Below are 13798 nucleotides of genomic sequence, written 5' to 3' on the forward strand. Positions count from 1 at the left end.
CAACGCGCGGCAGCCGCCATCTCCCAATACTTGCGTTGTGCGCGGTGTAGAAAGCCCTGTGGCAAGCGCCGTGCCCGTGACACGCAGATCCGCTAGCGTAGATACGGCACGCCGATTCCCGTGGCGACCACCGACTAGGGGTATTTTGCCATCGTCTGTTACGCCGGTGCGGGCGACCTGCGTGGTGCGAAGCAGGACGGCGGATAGATAGGAGCGGCGCGTCCACGTTCGCGCGTTGCCCGAGCGTTGCGCTCACGACTCTCCATGTTGTCGCTGTGTAGCCATCTCAACACGGTGACATTGGGGGCAGAACAACGGTCGGCCATCGCGCGCCTCGACAACCGTGGGATGCAGTCCTGACGCGCGCGCGGAAGTGCTGCAAACCGGCGCCCGAACGTCGGCGCTCTAGATCGAGGACACTTAGGTCTTCTCGGGCGGAACGGACTGAGACTGTGCCCCGGCTGACGCCGCGCGTTGTGACTTAAGCGCTTCCGCTTTGGCCTTGGCCGCGGCGATGCGCTCCTCGCGGCTCACCTCGGTGACGCCCGCCGGCGCAGTTCCGGCTGATGCGGAAGCCGGCGCGGGAGTAGCAGATGCAACGCCACCGGCCGTCGCGGCGGCCGGTGGGCTTGGCGCGGCGGGAGGTGCCTTGGGAACCGGCGCCTGCCCAAGAAACTCTTGTCGCAAGTACTGTTCGACGGCCTGCCGGATCCGATCGAGCTGGTCGGCCTTGCCGGCGACCGCGTCCGTGACCCACGCCTTGTCGAGCCGATACGTCACGAGGCGCTTGCCCTGTGCGAGGTACACTACGAAGTGCCCGTGACCGTCCTGCAACACGAGCGTCCGAACCCGGACCCCGAGGCGTTCCGCGATCGGGGCAACCTGATCGAGTACCCACTTCTGCAACTCCGTCACGGGACGAGCGGTCAGCGTTTCCGCGGTCGACCGCCCGGCCAGCGGGTCCGTAAAGGCCAGGCGGGCGCTCACGCCGGTGGCCCAGCGCTTCCGAAACGCGTCGAGGAGCTCGTCTTTCGCGGAAGCTAGCGCGACAAGGACGGAAAAGCCCCAGATCGTCAGGATCGCGAACAGTAACGACCAGTACGTCAGAAACTTGCTGAGCGTCATCGACCCGGCAGCGGCTTCTTGAAGCGCGCCCGCAGCTCGTCCTTCGCGTCGACCAGCGCCACGAGCACGGAGAATCCCCAAATCGTCAGGATCGCGAACAGCAGCGACCAGTAGGTCAGAAACTTGCTGAGTGTCATCGACGCCCTCCCGCGGATGATTCGTCCGGGGCAATCGCACCCGCGGTGGTTCCCGAGCCCCCAGCCGCGCGCGGCGCGCCAGTATTCGTATTGGCGCCGGACGCACGCGCCTCCTCCTCGGATCGCGCGGCGAACACGGACAGGAGGTACGGCTCCGCCGCGCGCAGGGCGTGCGCCCGGTGGCTGATCCGGTTCTTCTCGTCGAACGACAACTCCGCCATCGTCCGCCCGTCGGGCATCGCCACGAACACCGGGTCGTACCCGAACCCGCGGCCGCCGCGCGGCGTCCATGCCACCGTTCCTTCACAGGTGCCTTCAAACACGCGGGTCTCGCCGTCGGGAAGCGCGATGGCCACCACCGCGCGATAGCGCGCGGTCCGCAGGCCGTCCGGCACGCTCGCGAGCAACTCGAGCATCCGCCGGTTGCGATCGTCATCGTTCGCGTCGTCGCCGAGGAACCGGCGCGAGCGGGGACCCGGAGCGCCGTCCAGCGCGTCGACCTCGATCCCGGAGTCGTCCGCGAGCGCCACGAGGCCCGTGGCCGCGGCGGCCGCCGCGGCCTTGCTCGCCGCGTTCTCGGCATAGGTGGTTCCGCGTTCCGGCAGCTCGCCCACCGCACGATACGCGTCCAGGGTGAGGATGTCGAGGTCCAGGTGCGCGTAGATCGCGCCGATCTCGCGGGCTTTCCCCGCGTTTCGCGTCGCCAGGAGCAACCGGTCGCGCCTCCGCGGGGAGCCGGGGACAGTCACGGCGTCGTGAGCGCGTCTGCGAGGACGTCACGCTGCCGCGCGATGAGGGTGACGATCCCACGCTCCGCCAGCGCCATCAACGCCGCGGCTTCCGGTTTCGTGAACGGGCCCCCTTCACCGGTCCCCTGCAGTTCCACGAACTTCCCCGATTCCGTCATCACGATGTTCATATCCACGCGGGCTCGAGAGTCTTCCTCGTACGTCAGGTCGAGCACCGGGGTGTTGTCGATGATACCCACGCTCGTCGCCGCGACGAACTCCTTGATGGGCAGCTTCGGGACGGCCCCCGTGCGCTTCAGCAGCAACAACGCGTCCACGAGCGCGACGAACGCGCCCGTAATCGCGGCGGTGCGCGTACCGCCATCGGCCTGCAACACGTCGCAGTCGATCTGGATCGTCCGTTCCCCGAGGCGCGCCAGATCGACCGCCGCGCGCAGCGATCGTCCGATGAGGCGCTGGATCTCGTGGGTGCGGCCCCCGACGCGTCCGGTCGTCGCGTCCCGAGGACTCCGGTCGTGGGTCGCGCGCGGCAGCATCCCGTATTCGGCCGTGACCCACCCCTGCCCGCTGCCCCGCATGAACGGCGGCACCTTCTCGTCCAGGCTGGCGGTGCAGATGAGCCGGGTGTCGCCCAGTTGCACCAACACCGACCCTTCCGCGTACTTGTTGTACTTCCGAGTCAGCATCAGAGGCCGGAGCTCGTCCGCACCTCGACCGTCGCGACGCGCCATCGTGAGCTCCTTCAAGAGGGATGGGTCGCGGGTACCTTCGGGGCGGCGCGTGAACGCTCCTCCGGCGGCCGTCGCGCGCCCAGCGGGCAGGATCGCGGTCAGTGAGACGTCATCTGGGACTGTTCGGCCAGAAACTTCTCGATGCCCCGGGCGATCGCTTCCGCGATCCGCTGGTCGACCGCCGGATCGCGGAGCATCGCTTCTTCTTTGGGGTTACTGATGAACGCAGTCTCGACGAGGATCGCGGGCATTTGCGTGTTCACGATCACGTAGAAGCGCGCGGTCTGCAATCCGCGGTCCTGCTCCCCGAGCGCCCGCGTCACCTCGGCCTGCACGAGCTCGGCCAACGCGCGGCTCTGAGGCGTGTAGTAGTACGTGGTCGTGCCCTGCACGGTGGGGTCGGCGCTGGCGTTCGCGTGGATGCTCACGAACACGATGCCGCCGTAGCGCTGCGCGAGATCCGGGCGGTCCTCAAGCGCGACGGTCGTGTTATCGGTGCGCGTCAGCACCGTGTGGGTCCCCTGGCGCTCGAGCGCATCCTTCACCATGCGCCCGATGTTGAGCGCGACGTCCGCCTCGTGCGTACCTTTCGGGCCGATCGCGCCCGAATCGTCGCCGCCGTGCCCGGGATCGATGATTACCGCAGGCGGCGGAGGGCCCTCACGCCCCGCGTCGGTGAACCCGATCACGACGGTCCGCCCGCCGTCAGCGGTCGTCATCGTATATGCGATCTTCCGGTTTAGGTGCACCAGCACCCGCGTGAGGTTGGGGTGCAGTCCAAACTGGGAGACAACGACGTTGCGAATACCCCCGCTGCCGATCTCGACGTCGGTCCGCCGGTCTCGAAACACCCCGTCGGCGATGTCGATCGCGAGGCGGTCGGGGTACGTCCACTGGTGCACCGTGACCGTCGCGCGCTGAGACGCCCGGATCACGAGCTGTCCGCTGACGTCGTCGTATGTCACCGACTGCACGTGGAACGCCCCGGGTCCGTCGGCAAACTCAGGGAGCGCCGGCAGCGCGACCGGCTCGGGCGTTCCCCCGGCGCTCGTCGACACCTGCGCCGAACCGGAATCGCCCGCGGTGCCCGACGCCGCAGGAACTGTGGCAGGAGCAGCCGCGGTCACCGCCCCGCCCGCAGCCGAAGACGCCGGGCCCTGGGCGCCGTGTCCGACCTGCCCAGTCCCCGTGGCCGTGCCGCTTGGCGCGGCGCCCGCCGTAGCGGTCCCGGACGGCGCCGCTGCCGCCGGCGGCGAACTCGACGGGTGCGTCCCAGCGACGCCGGGAGCCTGGGGTGCCGCGCCGGCGGACACTCCCGCGGTCGGCGCCGTCGGAGCGGGCGCGCTCGCGACCGGGGCCCCGGCGGCCCCCAGCGCGAGCGTCACCGTACCCGGGCTCGTCGCGATCTGAAACGGCAGGGGGTGCGCGAGATCGAAGACGAGTCGCGTCACGTAGGGTCGCACGTGAAACTGGGCGGTCCGTACCCCGATCACCGGCCCGGACCCGATCGCGGTGTCAGGGGTCTTCAACCGGATGACGGCGCTTTGCAGATCAACCACGAGCCGCTCCGGTCCGTGTAACACGCCGCCGTCCGCCCGCACGGGTCCGGTCGCCGACACGGTCACGGTCAGGCCGTCCGCGTCGCCGCGCCACACCAGCCCCGTAATCTGAGAGACCGCGTCGAGCGTTCCGTCCTCGTCGTGCTGCTTCACGTAGGCGCCGAGACCGCGCAGCACCGACGCCACCGGTCCAACCACCATGCCGCCTTGCAGTGAGGGCGCCACCGGGAGATCCCAGCGGGAGTCGCCTGCGGTAACGGTCGTTTGGCCGACGACGAGCCGGAGCGTCGCACCCGAAACGCCGCGAACGATGAGCGTCCGCGTCGGCGCATCCCACTGCGTCGATGCACCGAACGCCTGCACGATCGGGGCAAGCGGCGCCACCACGGCGCCGCCCCGTACCTCGGCCGGCTGAGGGAGCGAAACCGCAACATCATTCACGATGACGCGAATCGGCGCGGTTTGAGCGGACGCGAAGTGGGGTACCGCAAACAACAGCGACGCGAACGCGAGAGCGGCCCACCACAGCTTCATACAGTCCTCCGACGAAAAGTGCGATCCGAGCGGCCTGCCGCGGAGCGCCCTATTCGCCCTGGACCTTGAAACTCCTGCGGCCGAGGGACGTCGGGCCGGGCGAGCACGGTCGACGTCCAGCGGCCGCGCGGGTCAGAGCAGCCGACGCGGGTCGAGTGCGTCGCGCAACCCGTCCCCCACGTAGTTGATGGACAGCACGGCAAGACAGATCATCAATCCCGGGAAGATCGCCATGTGCGGCGCCATGTCGAGGTAGTTCTGCGCGTCGTACAGGAGGCGGCCCCACGTCGGGATGTCGGGCGGGAACCCCAGTCCCAGGAACGACAAGGTGGACTCGGCAATGATCGCGGACCCGACCGACAACGTGGCCGACACGATGACCGGGCTCAACACGTTCGGCAGGATGTGCCGGAAGATCTGGGAGAGCGTCCCGACCCCGAGGCTGCGGGCGGCCTCGATGAACTCCTTTTCCTTAACGGCGAGGAACCCGGCACGCACAAGCCGTGCCGTCGGCATCCAGTTCAACCCGCCGATCACGCCGACGATCAACCAGAAGATGCCGAACTGCGGCCCGAACGTCCGCGCCAACATGTCGCGGTACAGGTAGATGACGAGCAGGAGGAGCGGCAGCGACGGCAGCGAGATGAACACATCGGTGATCCGCATAAGCACGTGGTCCGCGGTCCGCCCGAAGAACCCCGAGATCGCGCCCACGAGCGTGCCGACCGTCACCGACATCAACATCGCCGCGATGCCCACGGCGATCGAGATCCGCCCGCCGTACAGCACCCGCGCGAGCATGTCCTGGCCGAGGTCGTTCGTCCCGAGCGGGTGCGCCGCGGACGGCGGCGCCATCGCCGCGTGAAAGTCGATCGTGTTGATCCCGACGTGATAGACGGCCGGGCCGATCAGCGTCGCCGCGACGAGCACGAGGAACACGGCACCGCCCGCCATCGCGAGGCGGTGCCGCCGGAACCGGCGCCACGCGTCTCCCCACATCGTTCGCGCGGGGCGCGGCCGAGTCGGGATGGCGGCCCGCGTCGCGGGCGGGGCCGCGGCGACGCCGACGACCTGCTCGGGGCGGGTGCTAGCCATAACGGATCCGCGGGTCCAAGAGGCCGTAGAGGACGTCGGCGGCGACGTTGAAGAGCACGACGAGAATCGCATAGACGAACGTGATCGCCATCACGACCGGCGTGTCGCTGTTCTGTATCGACGCGATCAAGAGCGAGCCGATCCCCGGCACGCGGAAGATCTGCTCGGTGATCACCGCGCCGACGAACACCGCGGGCAGGCCGAGCGCCAGCAGCGTCACGACCGGGATCAGCCCGTTGCGAAGGACATGGCGGATGATGACCTTGCGATGCGCCAGCCCCTTCGCGCGCGCCGTGCGGACGTAGTCCTGTCCGACATTGTCGAGCATCGAGGACCTGACGAACCGCACCAGCCCGGCCGAGTTGAACAACGCGAGCACCCCGACGGGCATCAGCGCCTGCTTCACCATGACGACGGGATCCGTCACCTCCACGTTGTAGATAAACGGCAGCCATCGCAGCCGCACGCTGAAGATGATGATGAACAGCACGCCGGTAAAGAACGTCGGCAGGGAGAACCCGATGAACGCAAACGTGGTGGCGAGTTGGTCGAACAGCGAGTATTGCTTGATCGCCGAGAGGACGCCGATCGGGATCGCGAGGATCACCGCCACGAGATACGACGAGCCCACCACCCACAGGTCGGTCGGGAGGCGCTGCAGGATCAGTCGGTCGACCGGCACCCGGCTCGAGAACGAATACCCCCAGTCTCCGTGCAGGAACGCGACCGCCCACTTCACGTACCGCACCGGCACGGGCTGGTCGAGCCCCAGCTGGTGCCGGATGTTCATGCGCACCTCCGGCGGGATGTCCGGGTTCGCCGCGAACTGGCTGAGCGGGTCCCCCGGCGCGAGCGCCAGGATGCCGAACACCACCATGCTGATCAGCACCAGCGTGGGGATCGACGTGAGCAGCCGCCGTCCGATGTACCGTGTCATGCGGGCGTCACGCGCGCGTCGGGTCCGCCTCCCAGGTTACGCCTTCCGCCGCCAGTCGGCGATGTTGCGCGTCTCGTCATCGAACGGTGACATGTTCGGCCCGACGTCCAGGCTGTTGACGTGTGCCGACACAGCCTTCCGGTCGATCAGCGTGATCGAGATCCCTTGGTCGACGACGCGGTCGTTCATCTTGATCCACAAGTCGGCGTTCTTCTTCGGGTCGAGCTCGGCCTGCGCCTGATCGAACCATGTGTTGTATTGCTTGTCCACCCACCGCGCGATGTCCAGGCCGGACCAGTCGTTCGATTTTTGGGCCACGTCCTTGGCCACGTCGCCGCTGTAGAAGCGGCCCATGTACGAACTCGGGAACGGCGAGAACGTCGCCGTAAACATTTCGACGTCCGTGTAGAAGTGGGCGTACGTGTCGTTGTTGCCAGGCGAGCTGCTGAAGAACACGCCGGCATCCACGGACTTGAGCGTCGTCGCCACGCCGAGTTGCTGCCAGCCCGCCTTGACGATCTCCTGCTCCTTCTGCCGGAGACTGTTGACGCTCGTCTGGTACGTCACCTGCATCTTGACCCCGTTCTTCTGGCGGATGCCGTCCGGCCCGCGCTGCCAGCCCGCCTCGTCGAGCAACTGGTTCGCCTTGGCGATGTCATAGGCGATCTTCGTATTCTTCGACGCCACGCTCGTCGGGGTCGTCAGCGTATTCGCCGTTGCGTCTCCTTCGAGGCCGTACAGTTGCTGCGCGATTGTTTGCCGGTCCACGCCGAGCGCCAACGCTTGCCGCACCTTCACATCCGTGAGGAACGGGTGGGGCGCCTTCACCGAGGAGCGCTCGCCGCCCACGTCCTTGTTCGGATCCGTCTGGTTGCAGAAGATCTGTTCGACGCCACCGCCCGCGCCCGTGAGCAACTGCCCCTTCCCCTCCCCGATCATGTGCTGCAGCACGGGCCACTCGACCTGGAGGTTCCACGCGTAGTCGTACTCCCCGGTCTCGAACACCGCGCGCGCCGCCGACGTCGCGTCCCCGCCGCCCTTCATCTGAACCTGGCTGAACGCGGGCTTGTTCGGATCGCGATAGTTCGGATTGATCGCGTACACGACGAGGTCGCCGGGCCGGAAACTGTCCACCACGTACGGCCCGGTGCCGAACGACTTCAGGTTATACGGCGCGTTGCGCGCGTTGCTCCCGACGTACGCATCGAGCGCGTGGCGGGGCACGATGCCGCCGGTCTCCCCGACGAACGGCAGATACCACGCCGGCGTCGGCGTCTTGAACGTGATCTTGACCGTGAGCGGATTGATGGGCTCCACTTTCGCGATGTTGACATAGGAACCGTAGGTGGTCGCTGCGGTCTGCTTGTTGGAGACGAACTGGTAGGTGAACACGACGTCGTCGGAGGTAAACGGCCTGCCGTCGGCCCACTTGATCCCCGACCTCAACTTGTACGTCACCGACTTGCCGTCCGCGGACACGAGACCGTTCGCGCGAGACGGTACTGTGGCCGCGAGCATCGGGGTGAAGTTCAACGCCGCGTCCACCGTAAGCAGTGGTTCGACACACATCCGGGCGGCGTGAAAGTCCTTCGTCCCCTGGGCCAGATGCGGGTTCAAGATCGTGGGGGCCTGCCAGTAGAGCAACTTGACCACGCCGCTCGACCCTCGCCCGCCGGCGGCCGCCGCCCGCGCCGGTTGCGCGGTCGAGGCGGCGAGTATGGAGCTGATCCCGCTCGCGGACACGCCGAGGGCCATGAGCCTCACGACGGCTTCGCGCCGGGTGAGCCGATGGTTTCGGAGGTCGCGGCGGAGCAAGCTGATGTCTCTCTTGCCCATTCCTGTCACCCCTTTTGGTTGTCGTCGAACCGGCCGGATCGTGTTCTTAGGAACGCGTCCCGCATATCCTACGCGCTAGCGTCCCACGGAGTTCGAGGTGTTACTAAGGACTCCTGCGGCCCCCCCCAAACACGCGACAGGGGCCCGCACCGGCCGGCACCCCCGGCCGAAGCGGACCCCAGCTCGTCCCCTTTCGATGATCCCGGCACTCCACGCCGGCGGCGGTCCTAGGCCTTCCGCCTCCAGTCGGCGATGTTCCACGTCTCGTCGTCGAACGGCGTCATGTTCGCCCCGGTGTCAAGCGTGTTCGCCCGCGCGGAGACGAGTTTCCGATCGATCAGCGGGATGGCCACGCCCTGTTCTACGACCCGGTCGTTCGCCTTGATCCACAGATCTGCGTTCTTCTTCGGGTCAAGTTCGTTCTGCGCCCGCTCGTACAGATCGTTGTACGTCTTGTCCACCCAGCGGGTGCAGGCGATTCCGGACCAATCGTTCTCCTTTTGCGGGATGTCCTTGGCCGCATCTCCCGTGTAGAACCGGGCCATGTACGCGCTGGGGAACGGCGATCCGAACCCGGTCGTGAACATCTCCACGTCGGTGTAGAAGTGCGCCCACGTATCGTTGTTCCCGGGCGAGCTGCTGAAGAAGACCCCGGCATCGATCGACTTGAGCGTCGTGGCCACGCCGATCTTCTCCCACCCCGCCTTGATGATCTCCTGTTCCTTCTGGCGGAGCGAGTTGACGCTGGTCTGATACACGACCTGTAGCTTCACGCCGCCCTTCTGCCGAATGCCGTCGGGACCGCGCGTGTACCCGGCCTCGTCGAGCAGCTGGTTGGCCCGCGCCAGGTCGAAGGCGATCTTCGTGTTCTTCGACGCCAGGTTCGTCGGCGTGGTCAGCGTGTTCGGGGTTGCGTCGCCCGTCGTCCCGTACAGCTGCTGCGCCATCGTCTGGCGGTCCGAGGCGAGCGCGAGCGCCTGCCGGACCTTCGGGTCTGTGAGGAACGGGTGCATCGACTTCACCGAGGACCGTTGGTCGTCGACGACCTTGTTGGGATCGGACTGATTCAGATAGATTTGCTCAACGCCACCGCCCGCGGCGGTGAGAATCTGGCCCTTACCCCCCTTGGCAATGTTCTGCAGCACCGGCCACTCAACTTGGAGGTTCCACGCGTAGTCGTATTCGCCCGTCTCCAAGGCCGCGCGCGCGGCGGACGTGGCATCCCCGCCACCTTTCATCTGGACCTGACTGAACGCGGGTTTGTTCGGATCGCGGTAGTTCGGGTTGACGGCGTACACGACGAGGTCGCCCGGCCGGAAACTGTCCACCATGTACGGCCCGGTGCCGAAGGACTTCGTATTGAACGGCGCGTTCCGCGCGTTGCTGCCGATGTACGCGTCGAGCGCGTGCCGCGGGAGGATCATCCCGTTGATGCCCACGAATGGCAGGTACCACGCCGGCGTGGGCGCCTTAAAGGTGACCTTCACGGTGAGCGGATTCACCGGTTCCACCTTCGCGACGTTCACGTAGCTGCCGTACGTCGTCGCCCCGGTCTCCTTGTTGGCGACGAACTGGTAGGTAAACACCACGTCGTCGGACGTGAACGGACGTCCGTCCGCCCACTTGACACCCGGCTTCAGCTTGTACGTGACCGATTTGCCGTCGGCCGCAATTTGGCCGTTGGCGCGGGATGGCACCGTGGCCGCCAGCACGGGGGTAAATCGCCCACTCGCGTCGACCGACAGCAGCGCCTCGCAGCAGAGGTGCGCGGCGTGGAAGTCCTTCGTGCCCTGGGCCAGGTGCGGGTTCAGAATCGTGGGCGCCTGCCAGTACAGCAGCTTGAGCACACCGCTCGCGCCGCGCCCGCCTGCGGCTGCGGCCCACGCGGGCTGCGGCGTCGGCGACGCCAGCACAGCGGTGATGCCACCCGCCGACACCCCCAACGCGACGAGGCGGGCGATCACGTCGCGGCGGCTCAGGCGCCCTTGCCGGAGGTCGCGGACGAGCAGATCGAAGTCCCTCTGTCTCATACCTGCACCTCTTCTTCTGCCGTCGTCTGCACGACACAGGATGTCTCAAACCAAGACACCGCCACATCCTGTCCCACGCACCAAGTTGAGCCCCGGAGTTCGAGGTGTTACTAAGAACTCCTGCGGACCGCCGGACGGCACCCCGGGGTTCCGGCGGCGGACGCACCGCCCGTTCGCGACGCGCAGGGGTGAGCGCAGGCGCCGGCCAACACAACACAGGCTGCGGCGCGAACACGGTGGAGGCGGACGATGCTGCTGGCAGGCGACATCGGAGGGACCAAAACCGCCCTCGGGATCTTCACCCCGGATGCGGGACCGCGGTCGCCACTGGCGCAGGCGACGTTTCCGAGCCACCACTATCCCAGCCTGGAGGCGATCATCGAAGAGTTCCTCCGCCAGACGAAGCCATCGATCGACCGGGCCAGCTTCGGCGTCGCCGGCCCGGTCATCAACGGCGTCGCGAAGATCACCAACGTCCCCTGGACGGTCGACGACGCGGCGCTGGGACGGACGCTGCGCGGTGCTCCGGTCCGGGTCGTCAACGACCTCGTGGCCATCGCCAGCGCGGTGCCCGCCCTGGAGGCGTCGGACCGCCACACCGTGAACCGGGGCACGACCGTCTCCGGTGGAGCGATCGGCATTGTCGCGCCGGGGACCGGCCTCGGCGAGGCGTTTCTGACATGGGACGGCGGCCGGTACCGCGCCTATCCGTCCGAAGGCGGCCATGCAGACTTCGCGCCCCGCACGCCCGTGCAGCGGGGCCTTCTCGCGGCGCTCGCGCGCGACGGCTCCCACGTGAGTTACGAGCGCGTCTGTTCCGGCCTCGGGATCCCGCACATCTACGCGTACCTGCGGGACAATGGCGCCGCGCCGGAGCCGGCGTGGCTCGCCCAGGAACTCGCCGCAGCGGACGATCCGACGCCCGTGATCATGCGCGCCGCGCTCGAGCACGAACCCCCGTCCCAACTCGCCGCGGACACGCTGGGCGAGTTCGTCGCGATCCTGGGCGCGGAAGCGGGAAACCTCGCGCTCAAGGTCCTCGCCACCGGCGGGGTCTATCTCGGCGGCGGCATCCCTCCCCGCATCACGGCGTCGCTCGAGGACGGGCGGTTCATGCAGGCGTTCACCGACAAGGGCCGACTCTCCACCATTCTCTCCGCGATCCCGGTCCACGTCATCACACACCCCGGCGTCGCCCTGGTGGGCGCAGCCTGCGTCGGGCTCGACCTACCCACTCGGCCGGCCTGAAGCAGGGTCCGCCGCCTCCGCCGGCCAATCGCCTCTCTTGTTCGGCACTCGCGTCGCGCGTCGGCTGGCCGGCGCGCATTCCCGCAACGGAGGTGAGGACGATCAAGTACCGTCAGCTTGGGCGCTCCGGACTGCGCGTATCCGCGTTCGCCCTCGGCACCAACGCGTTTGGTGGACGGGCGGACGAGGCCGCCTCGATTGCCGTGATCCACCACGCGCTGGACCACGGCGTCAACCTCATCGACACCGCGAACATCTACACCGACACTCGGTCCGAGACGATCATTGGCAAGGCGCTGCAGGGGCGGCGGGCGCGGGCGATCGTCGCGACCAAATGCGGCATGCGGATGGGCGACGGCCCCAACGACATGAGCTCCTCGCGGTGGCACATCATGCGCGAGATCGAGGGGAGCCTCCGTCGCCTCCAAACCGACTATGTGGACCTGTATCAGATTCACCAGTTCGACGAGCATACGCCCGTCGAGGAAACGCTCGAGGCGTTCGACGACCTGATCCGACAGGGCAAAGTCCGCTACATCGGGTGCTCGAACTTCGCAGCGTGGCAGGTGTGCAAGGCGTTGTGGATGAGCGAGCGGCATGGCCTCGCGCGGTACGTGTCGGTCCAGCCGGAGTATTCGCCCGCCGACCGTCGCATCGAGCCCGAGCTGGTGCCGGTATGTCTCGACCAGGGCGTCGGCCTGATCGTCTACTTCCCCTTGGCGGGCGGGATCCTCACCGGAAAGTACAAGCCCGGCGCGCAACCGCCCCAAGGTTCCCGCGCCCTGACGCAGCCGGCGTTCGCCCGCCGCTTGAACGAACGGAACCTCGCCCTCGCCCAGAACATGGAGCGGCTGGCCGCCGAGATCGGCGTCACGGTCGCCCAGCTCACGCTCGCGTGGGTGATGAACCGGCCGGGGATCACGAGCGCGCTCGTCGGGGCGACGCGGGTCGCCCAGCAGGAGGAGAATCTCAAGGCGGTCGATCTGGAACTGCGCCCGGACGTGGTGACTCGCATCAACGAGTTGTCGCAGGCGTTCGTCGCGTTCTAAGCGGTGTCTCTGCCCGCGCCGCGTCGGCGCGGGCGTGCTAGACTGGAGACGCCAACGCTGGAGCGCGGCGCGCGCTGTCGCGCACGGGGGCCAGGCGGTCGAGGGGGCACGGAGTGATGGACAGTCCACGGATGCACGGGTTTCTGTTCCTGCGGGTTCCCGCGGGACGCCGGACGTCGCACGAGGCGGGGCGCGCGCGGGAGGCGATCGAGTCGGCGGCCGCAACGCCGGGGGTCGCCGGCCTGTACACGTACAGCCTGGTCGGTCTGCGCGGCGATGCCGATCTCGGAGCCTGGATCGCGGCGGCCGAGCCGGACGCCTATCAGGAAGCCGCTCGCCGGCTGCTGCACACGGACCTTGAGTTGACGTGGAGCCTGTGGGGCTTCGTGCGCTCGTCCCAGTACACCGGGCGCGACGGCACGAACGTCAAGATCCCCGGGGAGCGCCGGCGCTTTCTCGTCGTATACCCGTTCAGCAAGACCCACGAGTGGTACCAGATGGCGCCCGAGATCCGGCGGACGATGATGATGGAGCACTCCCGGTTCGGCCACAGCTTCGACGACATCGAGCAGTTGCTGCTCTACTGCACGGGCCTCGCGGACTGGGAGTTCGTGGTGGGGTACGAGACCGACGACCTGACCCGGTTCCAGGAACTCGTCACCGGGATGCGCAGCACCGCCGGTCGGCCGTACACACTGCGCGACACGCCGACGTTTGCCGGTCGCTACGGATCGGTCGAAGAGACGCTGCGGCGCGTGTTCGGATAGC

12 protein-coding genes are annotated in these 13798 nt (G+C 67.7%); 3 read left to right on the plus strand and 9 right to left on the minus strand.

Annotated features, from left to right (window positions below; translation table 11 throughout):
• Positions 1-420 precede the first annotated feature (420 nt).
• The 9 genes from VKZ50_00280 to VKZ50_00320 all read right to left on the minus strand — a co-directional run bounded on the left by VKZ50_00280 (position 421) and on the right by VKZ50_00320 (position 10733).
• Positions 421-1125, minus strand: coding sequence for a hypothetical protein (locus tag VKZ50_00280; GenBank protein HLJ58151.1), 705 nt, complete (start codon positions 1123-1125; stop codon positions 421-423).
• A complete protein-coding gene (locus VKZ50_00285; GenBank protein ID HLJ58152.1) occupies positions 1122-1262 on the minus strand; it encodes a hypothetical protein in 141 nt (46 codons plus the stop codon). The genes VKZ50_00280 and VKZ50_00285 overlap by 4 nt, the downstream gene beginning before the upstream one ends.
• Positions 1259-1975, minus strand: a complete 717-nt coding sequence (gene rdgB, locus VKZ50_00290; protein HLJ58153.1) for an RdgB/HAM1 family non-canonical purine NTP pyrophosphatase — start codon at positions 1973-1975, stop codon at positions 1259-1261. Before rdgB ends, VKZ50_00285 begins: the two co-directional genes overlap by 4 nt.
• Positions 1976-2007: 32 nt before the next feature.
• Complete coding sequence (gene rph / locus VKZ50_00295; GenBank protein ID HLJ58154.1) at positions 2008-2742, minus strand: ribonuclease PH; 735 nt, start codon at positions 2740-2742, stop codon at positions 2008-2010.
• Between the two features lie 98 nt (positions 2743-2840).
• Positions 2841-4835 carry an N-acetylmuramoyl-L-alanine amidase gene (locus VKZ50_00300; protein ID HLJ58155.1) on the minus strand — a complete coding sequence of 665 codons (1995 nt, stop codon included), beginning with the start codon at positions 4833-4835 and terminating at the stop codon, positions 2841-2843.
• Positions 4836-4967: 132 nt separating this feature from the next.
• A complete protein-coding gene (locus tag VKZ50_00305) occupies positions 4968-5834 on the minus strand; it encodes an ABC transporter permease (GenBank protein ID HLJ58156.1) in 867 nt (288 codons plus the stop codon).
• Positions 5835-5922: 88 nt separating this feature from the next.
• On the minus strand, positions 5923-6867 hold the full coding sequence (locus VKZ50_00310; protein HLJ58157.1) for an ABC transporter permease: 945 nt from the start codon (positions 6865-6867) through the stop codon (positions 5923-5925).
• Between the two features lie 36 nt (positions 6868-6903).
• The gene (locus VKZ50_00315) at positions 6904-8703 is read right to left on the minus strand and encodes a peptide ABC transporter substrate-binding protein (protein HLJ58158.1); all 1800 of its coding nucleotides are present in this window, start codon (positions 8701-8703) and stop codon (positions 6904-6906) included.
• 227 nt (positions 8704-8930) lie between these two features.
• Positions 8931-10733 (minus strand): peptide ABC transporter substrate-binding protein, encoded by a 1803-nt coding sequence (locus tag VKZ50_00320; GenBank protein ID HLJ58159.1) that lies wholly within the window; start codon positions 10731-10733, stop codon positions 8931-8933.
• A gap of 249 nt (positions 10734-10982) precedes the next feature.
• Here VKZ50_00320 and glk point away from each other — a divergent pair, with 249 nt between their 5' ends.
• The 3 genes from glk to VKZ50_00335 all read left to right on the plus strand — a co-directional run bounded on the left by glk (position 10983) and on the right by VKZ50_00335 (position 13797).
• Positions 10983-11981: a glucokinase gene (gene glk, locus VKZ50_00325; protein ID HLJ58160.1), complete on the plus strand. Its 999-nt coding sequence runs from the start codon at positions 10983-10985 to the stop codon at positions 11979-11981.
• Positions 11982-12082: 101 nt separating this feature from the next.
• Positions 12083-13030: an aldo/keto reductase gene (locus VKZ50_00330; GenBank protein ID HLJ58161.1), complete on the plus strand. Its 948-nt coding sequence runs from the start codon at positions 12083-12085 to the stop codon at positions 13028-13030.
• Positions 13031-13146: 116 nt separating this feature from the next.
• Positions 13147-13797: a chlorite dismutase family protein gene (locus VKZ50_00335; GenBank protein HLJ58162.1), complete on the plus strand. Its 651-nt coding sequence runs from the start codon at positions 13147-13149 to the stop codon at positions 13795-13797.
• Position 13798: the final 1 nt, after the last annotated feature.

It is taken from the genome of bacterium, from assembly GCA_035295165.1.
Lineage (GTDB): Bacteria > Sysuimicrobiota > Sysuimicrobiia > Sysuimicrobiales > Segetimicrobiaceae > JAJPIA01.

Bases quoted from the DNA above. Each gene is read 5' to 3' on its own strand.
- VKZ50_00280 (HLJ58151.1), bottom strand. From the start codon at position 1,125: ATGACGCTCAGCAAGTTTCTGACGTACTGGTCGTTACTGTTCGCGATC.
- VKZ50_00285 (HLJ58152.1), bottom strand. From the start codon at position 1,262: ATGACACTCAGCAAGTTTCTGACCTACTGGTCGCTGCTGTTCGCGATC.
- rph (HLJ58154.1), bottom strand. From the start codon at position 2,742: ATGGCGCGTCGCGACGGTCGAGGTGCGGACGAGCTCCGGCCTCTGATG.
- VKZ50_00300 (HLJ58155.1), bottom strand. From the start codon at position 4,835: ATGAAGCTGTGGTGGGCCGCTCTCGCGTTCGCGTCGCTGTTGTTTGCG.
- VKZ50_00305 (HLJ58156.1), bottom strand. From the start codon at position 5,834: ATGTGGGGAGACGCGTGGCGCCGGTTCCGGCGGCACCGCCTCGCGATG.
- VKZ50_00310 (HLJ58157.1), bottom strand. From the start codon at position 6,867: ATGACACGGTACATCGGACGGCGGCTGCTCACGTCGATCCCCACGCTG.
- VKZ50_00315 (HLJ58158.1), bottom strand. From the start codon at position 8,703: ATGGGCAAGAGAGACATCAGCTTGCTCCGCCGCGACCTCCGAAACCAT.
- VKZ50_00320 (HLJ58159.1), bottom strand. From the start codon at position 10,733: ATGAGACAGAGGGACTTCGATCTGCTCGTCCGCGACCTCCGGCAAGGG.
- glk (HLJ58160.1), top strand. From the start codon at position 10,983: ATGCTGCTGGCAGGCGACATCGGAGGGACCAAAACCGCCCTCGGGATC.
- VKZ50_00335 (HLJ58162.1), top strand. From the start codon at position 13,147: ATGGACAGTCCACGGATGCACGGGTTTCTGTTCCTGCGGGTTCCCGCG.